18 protein-coding genes and 2 pseudogenes are annotated in these 19,063 nt (G+C 72.7%); 11 read left to right on the top strand and 9 right to left on the bottom strand.

Going from position 1 to position 19,063, the window contains the following annotated elements:
* Positions 1-174: 174 nt before the first annotated feature.
* Both ACIQZO_RS30890 and ACIQZO_RS30885 read right to left on the bottom strand, forming a co-directional pair.
* Positions 175-843, bottom strand: a complete 669-nt coding sequence (locus tag ACIQZO_RS30890) for an RICIN domain-containing protein (RefSeq protein WP_403632355.1) — start codon at positions 841-843, stop codon at positions 175-177.
* A gap of 48 nt (positions 844-891) precedes the next feature.
* Positions 892-1,416, bottom strand: coding sequence for a VOC family protein (locus ACIQZO_RS30885; RefSeq protein WP_403632353.1), 525 nt, complete (start codon positions 1,414-1,416; stop codon positions 892-894).
* 226 nt (positions 1,417-1,642) lie between these two features.
* On the opposite strand from ACIQZO_RS30885, the gene ACIQZO_RS30880 reads away from it, so the two are divergent.
* The gene (locus ACIQZO_RS30880) at positions 1,643-2,350 is read left to right on the top strand and encodes an intradiol ring-cleavage dioxygenase (protein WP_403632351.1); all 708 of its coding nucleotides are present in this window, start codon (positions 1,643-1,645) and stop codon (positions 2,348-2,350) included.
* Positions 2,351-2,372: 22 nt separating this feature from the next.
* On the opposite strand, the pseudogene ACIQZO_RS30875 reads toward ACIQZO_RS30880, so the two are convergent.
* From ACIQZO_RS30875 to ACIQZO_RS30860, 4 genes and pseudogenes are all read right to left on the bottom strand, one after another.
* Positions 2,373-2,534: pseudogene (locus ACIQZO_RS30875) on the bottom strand (YbaK/EbsC family protein); the annotation flags it as partial.
* A 26-nt stretch (positions 2,535-2,560) separates the two neighbouring features.
* Positions 2,561-3,157 (bottom strand): putative glycolipid-binding domain-containing protein, encoded by a 597-nt coding sequence (locus ACIQZO_RS30870; protein WP_403632348.1) that lies wholly within the window; start codon positions 3,155-3,157, stop codon positions 2,561-2,563.
* Positions 3,158-3,174: 17 nt separating this feature from the next.
* Positions 3,175-5,688, bottom strand: coding sequence for a SpoIIE family protein phosphatase (locus tag ACIQZO_RS30865; protein ID WP_403632345.1), 2,514 nt, complete (start codon positions 5,686-5,688; stop codon positions 3,175-3,177).
* A 67-nt stretch (positions 5,689-5,755) separates the two neighbouring features.
* Positions 5,756-9,784, bottom strand: coding sequence for a HAMP domain-containing protein (locus ACIQZO_RS30860; RefSeq protein WP_403632342.1), 4,029 nt, complete (start codon positions 9,782-9,784; stop codon positions 5,756-5,758).
* A gap of 283 nt (positions 9,785-10,067) precedes the next feature.
* On the opposite strand from ACIQZO_RS30860, the gene ACIQZO_RS30855 reads away from it, so the two are divergent.
* Entirely contained in the window at positions 10,068-10,547 is a 480-nt protein-coding gene (locus tag ACIQZO_RS30855; protein ID WP_403632605.1) for an ATP-binding protein, read from the top strand.
* 21 nt (positions 10,548-10,568) lie between these two features.
* Here the strand turns inward: ACIQZO_RS30855 and ACIQZO_RS30850 are convergent, their stop codons facing one another.
* Positions 10,569-10,919, bottom strand: a complete 351-nt coding sequence (locus ACIQZO_RS30850) for an STAS domain-containing protein (protein WP_403632339.1) — start codon at positions 10,917-10,919, stop codon at positions 10,569-10,571.
* Between the two features lie 219 nt (positions 10,920-11,138).
* Here ACIQZO_RS30850 and ACIQZO_RS30845 point away from each other — a divergent pair, with 219 nt between their 5' ends.
* The 6 genes and pseudogenes from ACIQZO_RS30845 to ACIQZO_RS30820 all read left to right on the top strand — a co-directional run bounded on the left by ACIQZO_RS30845 (position 11,139) and on the right by ACIQZO_RS30820 (position 15,620).
* Positions 11,139-12,062 (top strand): SigB/SigF/SigG family RNA polymerase sigma factor, encoded by a 924-nt coding sequence (locus ACIQZO_RS30845; RefSeq protein ID WP_403632336.1) that lies wholly within the window; start codon positions 11,139-11,141, stop codon positions 12,060-12,062.
* A gap of 8 nt (positions 12,063-12,070) precedes the next feature.
* Complete coding sequence (locus tag ACIQZO_RS30840; protein ID WP_403632334.1) at positions 12,071-12,535, top strand: STAS domain-containing protein; 465 nt, start codon at positions 12,071-12,073, stop codon at positions 12,533-12,535.
* Positions 12,532-13,500 carry an anti-sigma factor RsbA family regulatory protein gene (locus ACIQZO_RS30835; RefSeq protein WP_403632332.1) on the top strand — a complete coding sequence of 323 codons (969 nt, stop codon included), beginning with the start codon at positions 12,532-12,534 and terminating at the stop codon, positions 13,498-13,500. Before ACIQZO_RS30840 ends, ACIQZO_RS30835 begins: the two co-directional genes overlap by 4 nt.
* Positions 13,501-13,702: 202 nt before the next feature.
* Positions 13,703-14,080, top strand: a complete 378-nt coding sequence (locus ACIQZO_RS30830; RefSeq protein ID WP_403632330.1) for an ATP-binding protein — start codon at positions 13,703-13,705, stop codon at positions 14,078-14,080.
* Positions 14,081-14,267: 187 nt separating this feature from the next.
* A pseudogene (locus ACIQZO_RS30825) lies at positions 14,268-14,915 on the top strand (NAD(P)/FAD-dependent oxidoreductase); the annotation flags it as partial.
* 42 nt (positions 14,916-14,957) lie between these two features.
* On the top strand, positions 14,958-15,620 hold the full coding sequence (locus tag ACIQZO_RS30820) for a DUF4230 domain-containing protein (protein ID WP_403632327.1): 663 nt from the start codon (positions 14,958-14,960) through the stop codon (positions 15,618-15,620).
* 322 nt (positions 15,621-15,942) lie between these two features.
* Here ACIQZO_RS30820 and ACIQZO_RS30815 read toward each other — a convergent pair whose 3' ends face one another.
* Positions 15,943-16,446 (bottom strand): VOC family protein, encoded by a 504-nt coding sequence (locus ACIQZO_RS30815; protein ID WP_403632325.1) that lies wholly within the window; start codon positions 16,444-16,446, stop codon positions 15,943-15,945.
* Between the two features lie 6 nt (positions 16,447-16,452).
* Between ACIQZO_RS30815 and ACIQZO_RS30810 the strand changes: the two genes are divergently transcribed.
* The 3 genes from ACIQZO_RS30810 to ACIQZO_RS30800 all read left to right on the top strand — a co-directional run bounded on the left by ACIQZO_RS30810 (position 16,453) and on the right by ACIQZO_RS30800 (position 18,443).
* A complete protein-coding gene (locus ACIQZO_RS30810) occupies positions 16,453-16,797 on the top strand; it encodes an Lrp/AsnC family transcriptional regulator (protein ID WP_403632322.1) in 345 nt (114 codons plus the stop codon).
* Between the two features lie 363 nt (positions 16,798-17,160).
* Positions 17,161-17,610 (top strand): SRPBCC family protein, encoded by a 450-nt coding sequence (locus ACIQZO_RS30805; protein WP_403632319.1) that lies wholly within the window; start codon positions 17,161-17,163, stop codon positions 17,608-17,610.
* A 5-nt stretch (positions 17,611-17,615) separates the two neighbouring features.
* On the top strand, positions 17,616-18,443 hold the full coding sequence (locus ACIQZO_RS30800; protein ID WP_403632316.1) for a DUF1206 domain-containing protein: 828 nt from the start codon (positions 17,616-17,618) through the stop codon (positions 18,441-18,443).
* Between the two features lie 50 nt (positions 18,444-18,493).
* On the opposite strand, the gene ACIQZO_RS30795 is transcribed toward ACIQZO_RS30800, so the two are convergent.
* Positions 18,494-19,036, bottom strand: coding sequence for a VanZ family protein (locus ACIQZO_RS30795; protein WP_403632313.1), 543 nt, complete (start codon positions 19,034-19,036; stop codon positions 18,494-18,496).
* Between the last annotated feature and the right edge of the window lie 27 nt (positions 19,037-19,063).

Raw genomic sequence — 19,063 nt, 5'->3', positions numbered from 1 at the left:
GGTGCGTGGATCACCGCATGGATGCGAGTGCGCGTATCCCCCGTCAACGCCGCCCGGTTGGGGCTGCGGACATCCGGTCCGACGCGCGATTCCTCAAGCGTGGTGCTTGGGCGCACGACTGCGGGCTGAGTGTGTTCCCCACAGTTGCGGTTCTCACTAAGGAACGCTAGTCGCCTATCCCGCGCTCGGCATCTCGGGCAGCGATCCGGCGGGGCTCGCCCGCCCCTGGAGCGCGAGGTGCCACCACTGGTCGTTGTACTCCTCGCCGCATGAGGTCTGCGCCGCCGGACGGGTCCGCTCGCGCCCCTGGACCAGCAGGCACTTGGCGTTTCCGGCGTTGCGCAGCACGAACTGTCCGGCCCGGGTCCCCGTCCCCCACAGCAGTTCCCAGCGCTGCCCCGCCCGGCCGGCCGTGCAGGCGAACTGGCGGACGGGGGCGAGCTGCTCCTCGCCGGCCACGGTCAGGCACCGGCCGCTGGACGCGTTGCGCAGCGTGCGGGTGGCGCCGCCGTCCTGCTGGGCCAGCGTCCAGGTGCGGTCGGCGTCGGCGCTGCAAGTGTCCTGCACCGGCACGAGGTCGTCGCCGGTACCGGGAACCCGCAGGCACAGCCCGCTGCCGATGTTGACCAGCCGTCCGGTGAGCACCGATGTGTCTTCCCCGGCCGCGCCCGGGGTCGTGGCCGGGACCGCGGCGGGCGGCACGTCGGCCTCGGCTCCCGGGCCGCCGCCCACCCGGACAGCGATCACCGTGGCCACGCACACCAGGGCGACGGCGCAGGCCGACAGGATGCCGACGCGGTGCTCGTGGACGTTGACCTGGAGGTTCCCGCTCCCGCTCTGCACCCCGGCCGGGCCGTGGACCGTCGTCCCGTCGCCGGCCCGGAACTCGGCCTAGCGGGGCGGTCGCTGTGGGCCACTGGCCACGCCGGCGGCGCGGCCGCCGAGGTCGGCGTCCAGGGTCTGCTGGGCCGTGCGCATCGAGGCGGCGTACTTCGGCTCGCCCATGCGCCGCCAGGCCTCGTCCGGCGCGACCTCCTCGACCCGGCTCACCACCCACCAGATGTTGCCGAACGGGTCCCGCACCCGGCCCCCTCGGTCACCCCACGCGCTGTCGTCCGCCTCGGTGATCACCCGCGCTCCGTGGGCGACGGCCGCGGCCATGGCGGCGTCCGCGTCCGGTACGTAGACCCGCAGCATGGAGGGCGTCACCGGCCAGTCGGGCCGTCGGTCGAAGGCCAGCACGACCGTGTCGCCGACCCGGATCTCGCCGTGACCGATGCTGCCGTCCTCGACCGCCACGCGCACGATCTCCTCACCGTCGAACGCCGCCGTGATGAAGCCGAGCAGCGCGCCCGTGTCGTCGGTGACGACCCACGGTGCGACGCTCGTGTAGCCCTCGGGGGCGAAGTGGTCCATCGGTCTCGTTCCTTCCCCCGGCGTGCGTGTTGCTGGAGCTGTTGCTGCGGTCGCTCCTCGTGACATCGCCACCGTAGGTACGAATGAGGCCAGGACCCGTCCTACTTGGGGTGCGGATCCGTGACGTGTCGGTGATGGCCCGGGCGCCCCGCGTCCGGCACGGTGGGCGCGGTCGGTGGCCGTCGCGTCCGGTGCGGCGGTCGTACAGCGCGCCGGAGAGTTTCGTATGACCGAGAACGGCAGTTCCCCGACCAGCCGCCGCGCCCTCCTGCTGGCCGCCGGGTCGGTCGGGGTCACGGCGCTGACGGCGGCCTGTTCCGGGCCGACCGGGACCCGCGGGGCGGCGGGGCAGCCGTCCGCATCCCCCTCCCTCCCGCCCTCGCCCGGCGGCAGCACGCCGGCCTGGGTCCTCGCCGTGCGGGCGGGCGCCGGCCCCTACTACCTGGACCTGGACAAGGTCCGGTCGGACATCACGGAGGGCCGCACCGGGGTGCCGTTCCGGCTTGACCTGACCGTGGTGCGGGTGTCGGCGGGCTGCCGGCCGGTCGCGGACGCCGCCGTCGACGTCTGGCACGCCGACCCCTCGGGCGCCTACTCCACCGGGGGCGCCGCCTTCCTACGCGGTACGCAGGTCACTGACGGAGCGGGCCGCAGCACCTTCCGCACGATCGTGCCCGGCTGGTACGCCGGACTGGCACCGCACATCCACTTCAAGGTGCGCCCCGACCGCCGGACCGAGACGACCTCGCAGTTCTTCTTCCCCGAGCCCCTCCTGCTCCAGGTGTACGCGCGCCCGCCGTACACCGACCGCCGCGCGCCGAAGCACCCCAACGCCCGCGACGACCGCTACCGCGCCTCCGGAGCCTCGATGACGCTGGCGCCCGTCCCCGCCGGCGACGGGTACCGCGCCGCGTACACCGTGGGGATCGCCTGAAACCGACCCGAACACCGACCCGGACGACAGCCGCGTGCACCAGGAGCGGCCAGTCGGCCGGCAGGCCGATCGGGGTGATGCCCCCGTACTCCATGCCCGTCAGCTCCACGGCCGTCTCCATCGGCGCGAACGACACCTTGCGCGCGCCCGGACAGCGCCGGACGACGCCGTTGACGCCGACCCGGCCGCCGGCGGCCCCGGACGCGCTCGTCAACGGGTGAGCGCGGTCGCCGGTTCCGGGTAGTCGAGGACCAGCCCGTGCTCGTCGAACTCGATGTCGCTGTGGAAGTCTCCCGACGAGAAACGGACACGTGTGCCGTGCCCGTCGGGTGCGAGCGGGGTGTACGTCTGCCGACTCGCGCTGACCTCCAGATCGGGTACCGAGACCCAGGCCATGAGAAACTCGTGCGGGCCGGCACCGGGACTTCGGTGCAGGTCGTGGCGCAGGACGGGCATGGTGTTCGTCAGCGGGCACAGCCCCAGGTCGCAGTCGAGCGCGCCATCGAGGTCGGCGCGGTGCACGCCGTCGACGATCCAGCGGCCGGCGTCGTTGCGCAGGTCCAGGGTCCGCGTCCCGGTCCCGGCCCCGGTCCCGCTCCCCGTCCCGGGTTGCGTGGTGACGCGCAGGCGGGAGGTCACGTAGTCCTCGCCGGTCTCCAGGGTGTACGTCAGCCAGTAGGGCTCGGGCACCAGGCCGACGGCGCGCCCGTGTGCGGCGAGCCGACGTCCCGTGAGCTCGGTCCAGGCGGTCGAGTACCCCCCGGCGGGGAGGATCTCCCAGGTCCGGACGAGGCGATCGGCGATCATGGGAGGACCCTAGGCCCTCAGCCGACCTGGATGCCGATGACGCAGGTGTCGTCGTCCGTGTCGGACCTGCTCGCGGCCAGGAGGCGGTCCAGCCGCCGGTCCAGGTCCCCGGAGCAGGCGGCCGCCGCCTGCACGAGGTGGCCGAGGGAGTCCTGCACCGAGGAGTCCCGCCGCTCGACGAGCCCGTCCGTGAACATCAGCAGGGTGTCGTCCGGTTCGAGGCGCACCTCCCGCTCGGCGTAGGTGACTTCGGGGAGCGCGCCGAGCAGCAGGCCCTCGATCAGCGGGAAGGCCTCGGCCTCGCCGCCGCGGACGAGTACGGGCGGCAGGTGCCCGGCGCGCGCCCATCGCATCACCCTGGTGCCGGGGTCGAAGAGCCCGCAGACCGCGGTGGCCGTCACGTGCTTGGCAAGGTGGTGGGTGACGGTGTTGAGCCAGGACAGCAGCTGGGCCGGGCCCGCTCCGGTCACGGCGAGGCCGCGCAGGGCGTTACGGAGGACGACCATGCCGGTGGCGGCCTCGATGCCGTGGCCGGCGACGTCCCCCACGGAGAGCATGATCAGCCCGGAGGGCAGGACCACGGTGTCGTACCAGTCGCCCCCGACGAGCGACTCGGTCTCCGCGGGCCGGTAGCGGACGGCGACGCGCAGGCCTGGTGCCGTGATGGCCGGCGGGGTCGGGGGCATGATGGCGTGCTGGAGCTGCAGGGCGAGGCGGTTGCGCTCGGCGGACTCGGCCTCGCTGTGGGCCAGTTGGTCCCGTGTCGCGGCCAGGGCGACCTCGGTCCAGTGCTGCGCGGAGATGTCCTGGTAGGCGCCTCGGACGGCGTGCAGCCGCTGGTCGGCGTCGAGAACGGGCTCGGCGACGACGCGGATGTGCCGGGTGATTCCGTCGGACCTGAGCAGGCGCAGGTTGACGGAGGCCGGACGGCGGTAGCGCAGCACGGCCCGCAGGAATCGGCCGAGGGCCTCGGAGTCGTCGGTGTGGGCGTAGCCGGGCAGTTCCCGCAGCCGTACGGGCTGGGCGGTGGTCGGCAGTCCGTGGAGCGCGTACAGCTGTGCGTTCCAGGTGATCTCGCCGGTGACGAGGTTCTCCTCGAAGCCGCCGATCCGGCCCAGGCGCTGGGCGTGCTGGAGGAGGTCGGCGAGGCGTGCCGTCTCGTCCTCGACGCGCCAGATCAGCAGGACGGCCGCGCCGTGCCGGCTGACGCTGATGTCCGCGACCGAGGTGAGCGGGATCTGGTCGACGAGCGCGGTCAGGCTCATGCGTTCGGCGCGGAAGGGCTCGCCCGTCGCGTGGACCCGCTCGACGATGTCGAAGAGCCCCCGCTCGCCGGCGGCCATCGGATAGGCCTCGAGCAGCAGCGCGCCGTTCACGTCGCCGCGTTGCCGCCCGGCGGGGTCGACGAACCTGCTGCTGGCGTGGCGGATGCGGAAGTCGGTCAGCCTGCCGTCGGGATCGAGCACCGGGGTGAGGACCACGGCGGGGTCGTGCAGGCCCTCGGAGAGGTCGATGAGCTCCGCGACGTCCGGGAGGACCGCTTCAAGGACGCCCGGGTCGCCCGGGGGTGCGGTGTCCATGGTCCGGGCGCACAGTTCGGCGAGGGCCTCGACCTGGCGCTCGATCTGCGGGGGCTGCGGAGCCAGGGGCTGCGGCCAGCAGATCTCCAGGACGCCGTGGATCCGCCCGCCGGTCCCGGCGGGTACGGCCATGCGGCCGCCCTCGGGCCACTGCAAGTGCCCGATCGAGGGGAGACCGTCGCGGTTCAGACGGGCGAGCGCGACCAGGCGGCGCTCCCGCAGCGCCCGGCGGGCGACGGTGGAGACGCCCGGGGGTACGTGGCGCCAGCGCGCGGCTTCCCCGGGCCCGAACCCGGCGTGCCCCGCGAGGGCCAGGGAGCCGTCGGGTGCCGCGCTCCACACGGCGACGGCGACCGCTCCCAGGGGTCCGAGGGCGTTCGTCAGGAGGGACTCGGCCACGGCCTGGGTGTCGTCGGCGGCGGCCAGTACCCCGCTCTCGGCGGTACGCAGTCGTACCGCGAGCGTGGTGGAGCGCTCGGCCGGTTCGGGCGACGCCGGTTCGGCCGAGGCCGGTTCCGGCGTGGCGGTGCGCTCGACGAACTCGGCGGCGACCTCGCTGACGTGGTCGCGGGCGGCCTGGTTGACGATGTCGGCGGCGAGTTCGAGCGGGGACAGCCCCGTTTCGCGCGACAGTTCGTCGAGCTGGCGGGCCGCCGCCGCGGGGGTGCAGTTCAACTGTCCGATCAGGATGCCCTTGGCCAGTTCGACCAGGGCCCTGCCGTCGGCGGCGGCATGCGCCTCCCGCACCTCGCGGCGCAGGCGTTCGACGGTGGCGACCAGGCGCCCCAGGGGTGTGGCGGTCTGGTGCGGGATGGTGTTGCGTGACGGCTCCGCGGCCACCGCTTCCGGCCGCCGCGCGTCGTCGTACTGCTGTGTGTCGGGGGTGTTCACCGTGCTGCCGGCTCCTTGTCGGGGCGATCGTGGCCCTGCGGGAGGGGACGCGGGGGGCATGCTCGGGCGGACAGGGCGAAGGGTCCGGACTCGGCGGACGGGACGGACAGTGGATACGGCGCGGCGGTCATCCGGTGAGCCAGTGCCGGACGCGGGCGATGAGGTCGTCGGCGTCGACCGGCTTGGTGACGTAGTCGCTGGCTCCCGCGGCGAGGCTCTTCTCCCGGTCCCCCGGCATGGCCTTGGCGGTGACCGCGATGATGGGCAGCCCCGCGTAGGCCGGCATCCGCCGGATCTCGGCGGTCGCCGCGTAGCCGTCCAGTTCCGGCATCATCACGTCCATCAGGATCAGGTCGACGCCGTCGTTGCGGGTGAGCGTCTCGATGCCCTTGCGCCCGTCCTCCGCGTGGAGGACGCGCACACCGTGCAGTTCCAGCACGCCGCTGAGGGCGAACAGGTTGCGCGCGTCGTCGTCGACGACGAGGACGGTCCGTCCCGCCAGGTCGTCGTCGAGCAGCGGCGTGCTCGGCCGGCGCTCCGACTCCTCGCGGACGAGGGGCAGTACGTCCCCCGGCCGGTCGGCGGACAGGTGCAGCACGATGCGCTCGCGGAGCTCGTCCAGGCTCGACAGCAGTTCCAGCCGGCGCGACGCGGCCCGCTCCCGCAGGGCCCTCTCCTGGCCGGTCTTCAGGCGGGGGTTGTTGTGCGCGAGGACCGGGAGGGAGGAGAGCGCCGGGTCCCCGTCGAGCGCGTCGAGGAAGCGCACGGCCTCCCCGTCGGGCATGTCGAGCTCGAGGACGACGCAGTGGAAGGAGTCCGACGCCAGGGCCGCGGCGGCTTCCCTTGAGCTCGTGGCGTTGACCACCTGGATGCCCTCGCGGTGGTCCCCGGGCGGCTGGTGGCCGGGGGCGAAGTCCCGGTCGGCGCTCTCGGCGACGAGGGAGAGCAGCCCGTTGGGGCGTTCCTCGATCACCAGGAGCCTACGGGCCTGCCGCTGGGGCGGAACAGGTACGGCCGGGCCGCGGCCACCGCCCGCCGGCGCGGTGGGCCCCCCGACGGCGTGCCGGGCGGTCGCGGGGGCGTCGGCGAAGGGTTCCTCCTCGTAGTCCGCGCGGCTGACCGGCAGGTAGAGGGTGAAGGTGCTGCCCTGCCCCGGTGTGCTCTCCGCGGTGACGGCGCCGCCGAGGAGCTGGGCGATCTCGCGGCTGATGGAGAGCCCGAGCCCGGTGCCGCCGTACTTGCGGCTGGTGGTCCCGTCGGCCTGCTGGAAGGCGCCGAAGACGGACTCCAGCTGCTGCTCGGGGATCCCGATGCCCGTGTCCCGTACCCGGAAGGCCAGCATGGGCGCGCGGCCGGGGAGCCCGGCGGGGACCTCGGGGGCCGCGGCGGGTTCGATGCGCAGCTCGACGCCGCCGCGCTCGGTGAACTTGACCGCGTTGGAGAGCAGGTTGCGCAGGATCTGGCGCAGCCGCGCGTCGTCGGTGAGCAGGTCGGCCGGGGCGTCGGGGGCGGTGGTGACGGTGAAGTCGAGGCTCTTCTGGGTGGTCAGCGGGCGGAAGGTGACGTCGACGTACTCCAGGAGCTGCGGCAGGTCCACCCGCTCGGGGTTGACGTCCATCTTGCCCGCCTCGACCTTGGAGAGGTCGAGGATGTCGTTGATCAGCTGCAACAGGTCCGAGCCCGCCGAGTGGATGATGCCCGCGTACTCGACCTGCTTCGGGGAGAGGTTGCGGGTCGGGTTCTGGGCGAGGAGCTGGGCGAGGATGAGCAGGCTGTTGAGCGGGGTCCGCAGCTCGTGGCTCATGTTGGCCAGGAACTCGGACTTGTAGGTGGAGGCCCGCGACAACTGCTGGGCGCGGTCCTCCAGTTCCTGCCGGGCCTGCTCGATCTCCAGGTTCTTGGCCTCGATGTCGCTGTTCTGGCTGGCGAGGAGGGCCGCCTTCTCCTCCAGTTCCGCGTTGGAGCGCTGCAGCTCCACCTGCTGGACCTGGAGTTCCTCCGAGCGGGCCTGGAGTTCCCCGGTCAGCCGCTGGGACTCCTCCAGGAGCTCGTCGGTCCGGGCGTTGGCGACGATGGTGTTGACGTTGACGCCGATGGTCTCCATCAGCTGGCCGAGGAAGTCCCGGTGCACGGGGGTGAAGGCGGAGAAGGAGGCGAGCTCGATCACGCCGAGGACCTGGTCCTCCACCACGATCGGCAGGATGATCAGGCTGCCGGGGGTGGTGTGGCCGAGGCCCGAGGAGATGACGTAGTCACCGGGGACCCGGTCGGTGGCGATGATCCGGTGGCTGCGCGCGGCCTGCCCCACCAGGGACTCGCCGAGGGCAAAGCCGACGCCCAGGGCGGCGCCCGCGGGGCGGCCGTAGGAGCCGACCAGGGTGAGCACGGTGCCGTGCGGGCCGTCCTCGGCGAGATAGAAGGCGCCGTACTGGGCCGCGACCAGCGGGGTGAGTTCGTCCATGACGAGCTCGGCGACGACGGCGAGGTCCCGGTGGCCCTGCATCAGGCCCGAGATGCGCGCCAGGTTCGACTTGAGCCAGTCCTGCTCCTGGTTGGCCCGGGTGCTCTCGCGCAGCGAGCCGACCATGGAGTTGATGTTGTCCTTGAGTTCGGCGACCTCTCCCGAGGCGTCGACGGTGATGGAGCGGGTCAGGTCGCCCTCGGCGACCGCGCTGGCGACCTCGGCGATGGCGCGGACCTGGCGGGTCAGGTTGCCGGCCAGCTCATTGACGTTCTCGGTGAGGCGCTTCCACGTCCCGGAGACGCCCTCGACCTCGGCCTGGCCGCCGAGCCGGCCCTCGCTGCCGACCTCCCGGGCGACCCTGGTGACCTCGGCGGCGAAGGCGGAGAGCTGGTCGACCATCGTGTTGATGGTGGTCTTGAGCTCCAGGATCTCCCCGCGGGCGTCCACGTCGATCTTCTTGGACAGGTCGCCGTTGGCGACGGCCGTCGTGACGAGGGCGATGTTGCGGACCTGGCCGGTGAGGTTGTTGGCCATGGAGTTGACGTTGTCGGTGAGGTCCTTCCAGGTGCCCGCGACGTTGGGTACCTGGGCCTGGCCGCCGAGCCGGCCCTCGGTGCCGACCTCCCGGGCCACGCGCGTCACCTCGTCGGCGAACGCGGACAGCGTGTCGACCATCGTGTTGATGACGCCGGCCAGCGCGGCGACCTCACCCTTGGCCTCCACCATGATCTTCTGCGAGAGGTCGCCACGGGCGACGGCGGTGGCCACCTGGGCGATGGACCGCACCTGGCCCGTCAGGTTGGACGCCATGACATTGACGTTGTCGGTGAGGTCCTTCCAGGTGCCGGAGACCCCCCGGACGGTGGCCTGGCCGCCCAGGTTGCCCTCGGTGCCGACCTCGCGGGCAACCCGGGTGACCTCGTCGGCGAAGGCGGAGAGCTGGTCGACCATCGTGTTGATGGTCTCCTTGAGCTCCAGGATCTCGCCGCGGGCGTCCACCCGGATCTTCTGCGTCAGATCGCCCTGGGCCACCGCGGTGGTGACTTCCGCGATCGAGCGCACCTGGGCGGTCAGGTTGTCGGCCATGACGTTGACCGACTCCGTGAGGTCCTTCCAGGTTCCGGAGACGCCCTTGACGTCCGCCTGGCCGCCGAGCCGGCCCTCGGTACCGACCTCACGGGCCACCCGGGTCACTTCTCCGGCGAAGGCGGAGAGCTGGTCGACCATCGTGTTGATGGTCTCCTTGAGCTCCAGGATCTCGCCGCGCGCGGTGACGTTGATCTTCTGCGAGAGGTCGCCCTTGGCCACGGCCGTCGCGACCTGGGCGATGGAGCGCACCTGGGCGGTGAGGTTTCCGGCCATGAAATTGACCGAATCCGTGAGGTCCAACCAGGCGCCGCCGACTCCCGGCACGTCCGCCTGACCGCCGAGCGTTCCCTCGGTGCCCACCTCGCGCGCGACCCGCGTCACCTCGGACGTGAACAGGGACAGCTGGTCGGCCATCCCGTTGAAGACCGTGGCGATCTCGCCGAGCAGTCCGTCCGCCGTGTCGGGCAGCCGGGTACGGAAGTCTCCGTCCCGCACGGCCGTGAGCCCCGCCAGCAGCTGGCGCAGTTCCGATTCGCCGATCCTGTCATCGCCGGGAAGCGCCGGTGTCGTGCCCAGTGCCTCGGAACCCGTCCGCTCAGCCATCCGCCAACCTCACTCTAGACAACGACCGTGCCGGCGCACGGGACAGGACACGGCAGGGGAACGCGCCGGATCCCCCGGACGGGCCGGGGGGGATCCGTCTCTCGCCGTACATCCAATGGAGAAGGCTATCGCCGACCCGGGCACGTCTGATCACCTGATCCCCGATCAGTGCGTAGCGTCGTGTGCGGACACCGCCGGGTGACCGGCGGATTCATGGGCGGGCAGCGGGTAGGCGAACCGTGACGAACGACACGAACAACGCGACCGAAGAGGGGTGAGGACATTGGCGGTCAAGGCCGTGGGCTGGGCCCGCTCGTTCCCGGTTTCGAGAGGAGTCCGGGCGGCACGGCAGTGGACCGCAGCCCACCTCGCCTCGCTCCCGTGGGGCGGTTCGGCCGCGGACACGGTGCACTCCGTACTCCTCAGCGTCTCCGAACTCGTCACGAACGCCCATCTGCACGCCGTCGGCCCGGCCCACCTCGTACTGACGTGGGACGGCAGTTGCCTCCACGTGAGCGTCGCCGACTCCGACCCGCATCTGCCCCGCCCGCGCGGGGCCGATGCCGACGGCGATACGGGCGCCACTTCCGGCCGGGGGCTGGGGATCGTCACCGTCCTCGCCGACTCCTGGGACGTCCACGCATGTCATGGAGGCAAGGCGATCACGGCGTGCTTCCGCCCGCCGGGCGCGGTGTCGCCCCATACCGCCCCCCACACCGGTCCTCACCACGGCCCACCGACCGGTCCGGGAGAGACCGACTGAGTCGACTGGTTCCTTCGGCGGTCAGGATCCGCTGACGGCGTCCTCGACGGTCGGGTGCAGGGAGAGGACCGTATCGGCGCCCGTCAGGGCGAAGAGACGGCGCAGTTGCTCGCCGGGGGCCGCGATCCGCAGGGTGGTCAGGTGGTGCAGCCGCAGCAGCAGGTTCAGGAACGACGAGTCGCCGAAGGTGATGGAGCCGGCGTCCAGCACGACCACCCGGTGCCGGTCCGCGGCGGAGGCGAGCGCCGTCTCGAGCGGCGCCAGCGTGTCCTGGTCCAACTCCCCGTGTGCCGTCACCACCCACCCGGACCCCGCGGGGTAACTGTCCCCGACGACACCTTCGTGGTGGTACGCGTCCCCTGCTCCGGTCATGTCCGCCTCCCCGGATCGTCATCTGCACGGCCTCCGCAAGGGAGTATGCCTGTTCGTCAGCCGGACGTGGACGCCGCAGTCTTGGGACGGGCGCCGGGCGGCGCGCACCACCTCCCGGCAGCAGCCGGAGAAGAAAGATTTCGCCTGGGGCGAATAAGGCCGCGAAGTCGGGGCACAAGCGACCGAGCAGCCGTCAGTCAATCGGGAGGGAACGGCCACATGTCTCACTCGGCCACCGCCGTCAGCCTCGTTCGTACAACGGACGCGCAGATCACGCCCGCTGCGCCCGCCACCGTGGCGGCCCGGGCGCAGGACGGGACACTGCCCGAGGTGCAGAACGCGCGGGAGATGGCCCCCTCCGACGCGCGTGAGCTCTCGAAGCTCTTCTTCGAACAGCTCCGCGTTCTGGAGGAGGGCACCCGCGAGTACCAGTACGCCCGCAACACCCTGGTCGAGATGAACCTCTCCCTCGTGCAGTTCGCGGCGCGGCGCTTCCGCGCCCGCGTGCTGGGCGGGGGCCTGGACATGGACGACGTCATCCAGGTGGGGACCATAGGCCTCATCAAGGCCATCGACCGCTATGACACCGAGCGCGGGGTCGAGTTCTCCACCCTCGCCCTCCCCTACATCATCGGTGAGATCAAGCGGTACTTCCGTGACACCACCTGGGCCGTGCACGTGCCGCGCCGGCTGCAGGAGCTGCGGACGGAGCTCGCCAAGGCCCAGGAGTCGCTGACCGACGTCCTGGGCCGGGCTCCGACGGTCAAGGAGGTCGCCCAGCACCTCGAACTGACCGAGGAGCAGGTCATCGACGGGCTGGTCGCGGCCAACGGGTACACGAGCGGCTCCCTGGACACCGGCGCCGACAGCGACGAACCCTCGGCGGCGAACCGGACGATGCGTCCGCTGGCCGAGCGGCTCGGCGACGTCGACCCCGCCATGGAGCTCTTCGAGGACTTCCACACCCTCGCCCCCCTGCTGGAGCAGCTGGACGAACGCGATCGGATCATCCTCCGGATGCGCTTCGGCGAGGAGAAGACCCAGGCGGAGATCGGCGCCCAACTGGGCATCTCGCAGATGCAGGTCTCCCGTCTGCTGTCGCGGACCCTGGCCCGGCTGCGCGCCGGAATGCTCACGGTTTAGGCAGCGGCATGCCCTCACCGCCCTCACCCCGCCGAGACGACGGCCGCGTCCCGCCCGTCGGCGTCCAGCAGCCCTACGGCGCCGACGTGGTGTGGGCGGACGCCGTCGTACGGTGCGCGGCCGTCGGTACGGGCACGAGTACGGGAACGGGCGCGGGCGCGGTGCCGACCCTCACCGCCCTGCCGATGCGCGACCGGCCCGGCGCGCTCCTGAGCGGCAGTTGCGACCTCGACACCCGGCCGATCCTGAGCGCGGCGCTGGGCGTCGTCACCCGGATACCCGGCCCGGTCGTCCACCTCGACCTCTCCGCGGTGGCCTTCCTCGACGCGGCCGCTGTCGCGGCCCTGGTGCAGGCGAACGCCACGGTGACCGGTCAGGGGCGTCGCCTGCTGCTCCACGACCCGCCATACTCACTGCGCAAGGTAGTGGAGATGTTCCCGGACGAATGTGCCGCGCTGGAGGTCGCAGCATGATCAACGATCCTGCTGCCGACGCCCCCGGGGCCTTCGTCCACCCCGCCCTCTTCTACCGGGGCGAGGCGGACTACCTGGCGGGCGTCGGAGGGTTCGTCCAGGCCGCCCTGACGGCCGACGAGCCGGTGCTCGTGGCCGTGCCCGGCCGACGGCTGGACGCGCTGCGCGAGAGCCTCGGCGTCATATCGTCCCAGGTCACCTGGACCGCTATGACGCAGCTGGGCCGCAACCCGGGCCGCATCCTGGCCTCTCTGCAGGAGTTCGCCGACCGGCACCCGGACCGGCCCGCCCGGATCGTCGGCGAGCCGATCTGGCCCGGCCGCTCGCGGGCCGAGGTGCTGGAGGCGACCCGACACGAGGCGCTCATCAACACAGCCTTCGCGGGGCGCCGGGCCACCATCCTGTGCCCGTACGACGTCCTCGGCCTGCCCGCCGGGGTGGTGTCCGACGCCCGGCGCACCCATCCGGTGGTGAGGGAGGAGGGCAAGGTCCTGCTCAGCGCGGAGTACGCCGACGCCTCGGCGGTCTGCGCCGACTGCGACCGGCCCCTGCCCGAGCCCCACGGCGGCGCGCCCTGGTTCGCGTACGCCCACGGGGAGCTGGGCGAGGTGCGGTCGTACGCCGAGGCCTGGGCCCGCGGTAGCGACCTGAGCGCGGCGCGGCGCGGCGACCTCGTCCTCGCGGTCAGCGAGGCGGCCGCCAACTCCCTCGCCCACGGCGGCGGGCACGGAGCGCTGCGGCTGTGGAGCACGCCCGCCGCGGGTGCCGGGGCCCCCTCGGGGGTGGTCGCCGAGATCCGCGACGCGGGGCGGCTGACGGACCCGCTGGCGGGGCGCAGGCGCCCGGCGCTGGCATCGGTCAACGGCGGACGCGGCCTGTGGATGATCCACCAGCTGTGCGACCTGGTCGAGGTCCGCGCGTCGGACAGCGGTCTCACCCTGAGACTGCACATGACCACGTCCTGAGGGACCGGCGGTCCCCTAGACTGTCACGGACATGCTCGGGTGTCCTCGGCCCCAAGGGGCCTCGATCGGTCCCACGAACGGAGACCGGCGTCAACGGTGGGGGTGAGAGACCACAGTGGAAACGATCGGGCCGGAAACCGGCGATCGACGGCCTGGCGGGCCTTCCATCGCGGGGCAGCGCCGCCGATTGGCCCTTTCCGGCGTGCGCGGTCACGTGGCCAAGGGCCGCGATTTCACGCGCCAGGCCCTGCTGGACTGGGGGTGGGACGGCAGCGAGACGTCCGAGGACGCCCTGCTGCTCGTGTCGGAGCTGCTGACCAACGCGGCACTGCACGCGGGGGGTTGCGTCGAGCTCGTGGTCTCGGCCGGTGAGGTCCTGCGGATCGAGGTCTTCGACGGCACGACGACCCTGCCGCGCCGCCACCCGTCGCCGCAGCGCGGCCTCCCGGGCGGCCACGGCCTCTACATCGTGGAGCGGCTCTCCGACCGCTGGGGCACCCGCGTCCATGAGCACGGCAAGGCCGTCTGGGCCGAGATCGACGTGTCCCGTCTGACCTCGGGCAGGTCCACGGGCCGGTGACCCGGCCGGTCCGCCCCGCGCCCCCGGCCGCGTACGGGAGCTTCATCCCGCGGTACGGGGGCAGGCGCGCGGTATGACATCTCATGCGCTCACTTCCCTGGCCCTGACCCCGGCGCCCGGCCCCGCCTGGCTCCACCTGCTCGTCATCGCGTTCGCCCTCCTCGTCCTCGTCAGCAGTCTGGCCCGGCAAGCGGGACCGGACGAGGTGACGCTCACCGACGGCCGCGTGCTGCGCAGCCACACCCCGATCTGGACCGCCGGGGTGGCCGCCGGCCCGCTCATCGCCACTCTGGGGGCCGAGACCGATCGCGGCCGGCTCGTGATCGCCCCCGATCTCACGGTCCCCGGCCTGCCGGGGGTGCTCGCGCTCGGCGACGCGGCCGCGGTGCCCGACCTCGCCGCGGAGCGGGACGGGGCGGTCTGCCCGCCCACCGCCCAGCACGCCCAGAGGCAGGGGCGCACGGCCGCCGACAACCTCATCGCGACCCTGCGCCACCAGGCTCTCCGGCCCTACCGGCACAAGGACCTCGGGCTCGTGGTGGACCTCGGCGGACACGACGGCGTCTCCAGGCCGCTCGGCATCGAGCTGCGCGGGTGGCCCGCGCAAGCCGTGGCCCGGGGGTACCACTGGGCGGCGCTGCGCACCAATGTGGCGAAGGCGAGGGTCGCGACGACCTGGCTCCTCAACGCGGTCGCGGGCGACGACTTCGTCAGGACGGGCTTCCAGGCGTGGCGACCGCCGACGCTGCGCGGGTTCGAGCACACGGACGCCTATCTGACGCCCGGACAGGTCCGGGAGCACACGGCCTCCCTGCGGGCCGGCCTCACCCCGTAGGACTCGGGCGCTGGAGCCGCGTCCACGGGGTATGCGCGGGGTATGGAAACCTCTTCGGATCGGCCGGGCGCCGTGCGGCGCCCGTGGTGGGCGAGGGTCGCCGTGGGTGCGGCGGTGGTCGTGGTGCTGATCGTGCTCGTGGAGCGGTTCCTCCCGATTCCGGGACTCGGCGCGCTGTTCGGTGACGAGACGCACGACCGCTCCGGCCCGGCGCTGCTGAAGTCGCTTCAGGACATGCACCGTTACGAAGCCGCCGTCGGCAACTTCCAGGTGGTCGTGGACCTGGAGAAGGACGCGGCGTTCCTGCCGGACGCGATCCGGGGGACCCGCACCCTGTATGTGGGAGCGGGCTCGGTCAGCGGCTATGTGGACCTGGGCGGGCTGGGCGAGCGGAGCGTCACCGTGAACGGCGACCGTACGCAGGCCACGATCCGGCTGCCGCGACCGGTGCTCGGGGCGGCCGCGCTGGATCCGAACCGTTCGTACGCGGTGTCGAAGCAGCGCGGCCTGCTGGACCGGCTCGGCGATCTCTTCTCGGACAACCCGGCCGGTGAGCAGGCCGTCCTGAGGCTCGCCGCCCAGCACATCGACGAGGCCGCCCGCGACAGCGGTCTCGCCGAGCGGGCCGAGAAGAACACGACGGCGATGCTGGAGGGTCTGCTGCACTCCCTCGGCTTCCGCACGGTGAACATCAGCTACGGGTGAGGGGCGCGGCCCGGCGCCGCGGGAGCCCCGCCGGGTCCGCGGTGGCGCAGGACCACGGTGGCGGTGGCCGCGAGGAAGACGCACTGCAGGGCGGTCCGGGGCCCAGCCGGTCCCACCAGGGCACGGCGCCGACGGCACCATGGCGATCATCTCCTCGCGCATCCCGACGAAGTGCGCGCTGCCGGTGAGCGTGAACATGGCCGCCAGGCCGCCCCTCAGCGCGGCGGCCGGCCGGCGGGGGCGGCCGATGCCGAGTGCCCGGGCGAGCAGCAGCAGGCCGGTGACGGTGATCAGGGCGATGAGCGGTTCCACGGGCCGGCGATCAGGCCCGGTCGCCGGCCACGGTCGCCGACACCGCTTCCGCCGCCAGTGCCTCTTCGGCCGCTTCGGCAGCCGCCGCCGCCGCTGCCGCTGCCGACCTGCCGCTGCCGACCTGCCGACCTGCCGACCTGCCGACGACGTCCGGATCGATCTGCTGGATCTGGACGACGACCCCCTCCGGGTCGGTGACCCGGACGCTGCGGCCGAAGTTCTCCTCGACGATCTCGCACGGGTGGCCGCCGCGTTCGAGCCGCCGCGCGACGTCCTCCAGCGGCTCGTCGGTGGTGAAACCGAGTTCGGTGGTGGCGGGCGGCCGGCCCTGCGAGACGGCGGCGGCGTGGATCCCGACGGCGCCCGCTCCGGCGCCCAGCCGCACCCGGACGGCAGCGCCCGGCTCCTGCCGGACGGCGAGCCCCAGCCCGGCGTAGAACTCCCGGGACGCCTCGACGTCGGCCACGTACCTGATGGGAAGGACGGTCAGCATGGTCTGCCTCTCGTACTGCATTTCGAGGTGGACGTGGACCCGGCCCACTTCGGTTCTCCCCTGGAGGCACTGCTGTGGCTGGAGGTGACACCGGCCGCGCTGGCCCGGGTCGCGCAGGCGCTGTCGGGACACCCCGCGGTCGCCTTCGCCGCCGTCACCACGGGCCGGACGTCGGTCTTCGCGATGGTCCAGTGCCGCGACACCGGCGCCCTGTACGACTACCTGGCCGGTGAGCTGGCCGCGCTCCCGGGCATCGGGCGGGTGGAGAGCGCCCTGATCCAGCGCCGGGCCAAACGGGCGGGGCCGCTCCTGCTGCCGGCGTTGTCGCAGCGGCCGGGAGAGCGGGGAGCGGGACGGCCCCGAAGGCGCTGACCCCGACGCCCGGCGAGGGCGCACCGAAAAGTTTCATCGGTTCTGTTTGAGACCTCGATCCGCGGTCATACGCGTGATGTCGGCGAGTCGCCGTTTCGAGCGGGGCAGCGACCCGCCGAGATCCGCGGCCGCACGCAGGTGTTCCGTCCCCCCGGGCACCGCGTGCGGCCGCGGTCCTGCGCGCTGCGCCCTGCCTCCGCCGTGTCGACACAACCGGCGGGTCTGGCGGGATGTCCGGGGCCGATGTCCTCTTCCCTGCCCATCGGCGCTCAACCACGGCGCATGCGCCGCCCGGGGAGGGGTAGCCGGGCCCTGAAGGGTCCTCGCAGGACGGGGGCCGCCGACGGTACCGAAGGGATACGCATGTCGCACGTCGAGGAGTACGTCGAGGTCAACGTCCCCGTACGGACGGACTACAACCAGTGGACGCAGTTCGAGGAGTTCCCCGCGTTCATGGAGGGGGTCGAACGCATCGACCAGCGCACGGACACACTCACCCACTGGGTGACCAACGTGAACGGTGTGCAGCGTGAGTTCGACGCGCAGATCACCGAGCAGCTCCCGGACCGCCGCGTCGCATGGATGACGGTCGACGGGGAGACGCGCCAGGCCGGGCTGGTCGTCTTCCAGCCGATCGACGCGACCACCACCAAGGTCGTGTTGCACATGAATTGGGTGCCGGAGGGGCTGGCCGAGAGCGCCGCCGACAAGCTCGGCTTCGTCAAGCGCCAGGTCGCCGGCGACCTGAAGCGGTTCAAGATGTACATCGAGTCGCGGGGAGTCGCGACCGGCGCCTGGCGGGGAGAGGTCTGACCGCTGTGAACGGCGGCGGGCAAGCGCGCAGGGGCATACGGGCCGCGTCCCGCGGAGGCGGGGCGCGCGAGGTCACGGCGCGGTGCGGGCTGCTGGCCCGCGGGGTGCTGTACGTACTGGTCGGGGTGCTGGCCCTGCGCGTGGCCTTCGGTGACTCCGGGGGCAAGGAGGCCGACCGGCAGGGCGCCCTCCAGGAGCTCTCGGGCAAGCCCCTCGGCAACGTCCTCGTGTGGGCCGTGGGCATCGGGCTCGTGGGGATGATGCTGTGGCGCCTGTCGGAGGCGGTGTTCGGGGCGGCCGGGCCGGACGGCGGCAAGCCGGTGAAGCGGCTGGCCGCGGCGGGCCGGACCGTCTTCTACGCGGTGGTCGCCTTCTCCGTCCTGTCGTTCGCGGCGGGCGGCGGCGGGAGCTCCGGTGACCAGCAGTCACGCGACGCGACGGCGCGGGCGCTGGAGCTGCCGGCCGGCCAGTGGCTGGTGGGCGCGGCCGGGCTCGGGATCGCCGTCGCGGGCGTGGTCATCGCGGTGCAGGCCGCTCGGGGCAGCTTCCACAAGCATCTCGCCATGGGCGGGGTCCCGGAGCCGGTGCGCAAGACCGTCGGGTTCCTCGGGGTGACCGGCGGCCTGGCCCGGGGAACCGTGTTCGCCGTGGCCGGCGGCTTCGTCGTGTACGCCGCGGTGCGCTACGACCCGGCGCAGGCGAAGGGCATGGACGACACCCTGAGGTCGTTCACCAGTACGCCGGCGGGACCGTGGCTGCTGGTCGCGGTGGCCGTCGGGCTGATGCTCTTCGGGACGTTCTCCTGGGCGATGGCCCGGTGGCGCGAGGTCTGAACCCGCAGCGGGCCCCGGCATCCGGCCGTGAGCCCGCTGCGGTGGCGGGCTCAGCGGTGCCACCAGTGCCTGCGGCGCGGGTGTACGGCACGGCCGAGCCGCAGGCCGATCAGCAGGTAGCCGAGGAGCGCCCCGGCCGTGTTGAGGATGACGTCGTCGATGTCGAAGACGCGTCCCGTGACGAGGGCGCCCTGGGTCAGCTCCACCAGCGTCATCATGACGACCGTCACGGCGGCCACCCTGAGCAGTCCGCGGGCCGGGGGCAGCAGGACGGGCAGGAGCACCCCGAAGGGCACGCCCAGCAGCACGTTCCCGCCCAGCTGGCGCACCGCCTCGATCGTCGAGGTCCCGTCCAGGTAGGCCCTGATCGAATGGCCGGGTTGGACATTGCTGTGGACGAGGGCCGCCGAGGCGGCGGACGGTTCCAACGTCAGCCGGGCCAGCACCGCGCTGAACAGGACGGTCCCGACGAAGGCCGCGACCATGGCCAGCGCCCGGACGACCGGGTGTACCGGACGGCGTTGCCGTCCTGTGGGCTCGACGAGCTCTTTTTCCGACGCCGCACCGCGCCACCGCGCGTAGCTCCATGTCATGCGGGCGCGTGTACCCCGTCGGCGGCC

The organism is Streptomyces sp. NPDC097617 (genome assembly GCF_044761485.1).
In the GTDB taxonomy this organism is placed as follows: domain Bacteria; phylum Actinomycetota; class Actinomycetes; order Streptomycetales; family Streptomycetaceae; genus Streptomyces.
This window is presented reverse-complemented; position numbering and strand designations above follow the sequence as displayed.

What these genes read in the sequence shown, in the direction of transcription:
- ACIQZO_RS30840 (WP_403632334.1), top strand. Translation starts at nt 12,071, where the DNA reads ATGCCCTCACCGCCCTCACCCCGCCGAGACGACGGCCGCGTCCCGCCC.
- ACIQZO_RS30845 (WP_403632336.1), top strand. Translation starts at nt 11,139, where the DNA reads ATGTCTCACTCGGCCACCGCCGTCAGCCTCGTTCGTACAACGGACGCG.
- ACIQZO_RS30795 (WP_403632313.1), bottom strand. Translation starts at nt 19,036, where the DNA reads ATGACATGGAGCTACGCGCGGTGGCGCGGTGCGGCGTCGGAAAAAGAG.
- ACIQZO_RS30865 (WP_403632345.1), bottom strand. Translation starts at nt 5,688, where the DNA reads ATGCCCCCCGCGTCCCCTCCCGCAGGGCCACGATCGCCCCGACAAGGA.
- ACIQZO_RS30880 (WP_403632351.1), top strand. Translation starts at nt 1,643, where the DNA reads ATGACCGAGAACGGCAGTTCCCCGACCAGCCGCCGCGCCCTCCTGCTG.
- ACIQZO_RS30835 (WP_403632332.1), top strand. Translation starts at nt 12,532, where the DNA reads ATGATCAACGATCCTGCTGCCGACGCCCCCGGGGCCTTCGTCCACCCC.
- ACIQZO_RS30820 (WP_403632327.1), top strand. Translation starts at nt 14,958, where the DNA reads ATGGAAACCTCTTCGGATCGGCCGGGCGCCGTGCGGCGCCCGTGGTGG.
- ACIQZO_RS30860 (WP_403632342.1), bottom strand. Translation starts at nt 9,784, where the DNA reads ATGGCTGAGCGGACGGGTTCCGAGGCACTGGGCACGACACCGGCGCTT.
- ACIQZO_RS30885 (WP_403632353.1), bottom strand. Translation starts at nt 1,416, where the DNA reads ATGGACCACTTCGCCCCCGAGGGCTACACGAGCGTCGCACCGTGGGTC.
- ACIQZO_RS30805 (WP_403632319.1), top strand. Translation starts at nt 17,161, where the DNA reads ATGTCGCACGTCGAGGAGTACGTCGAGGTCAACGTCCCCGTACGGACG.
- ACIQZO_RS30870 (WP_403632348.1), bottom strand. Translation starts at nt 3,157, where the DNA reads ATGATCGCCGATCGCCTCGTCCGGACCTGGGAGATCCTCCCCGCCGGG.
- ACIQZO_RS30815 (WP_403632325.1), bottom strand. Translation starts at nt 16,446, where the DNA reads ATGCAGTACGAGAGGCAGACCATGCTGACCGTCCTTCCCATCAGGTAC.
- ACIQZO_RS30850 (WP_403632339.1), bottom strand. Translation starts at nt 10,919, where the DNA reads ATGACCGGAGCAGGGGACGCGTACCACCACGAAGGTGTCGTCGGGGAC.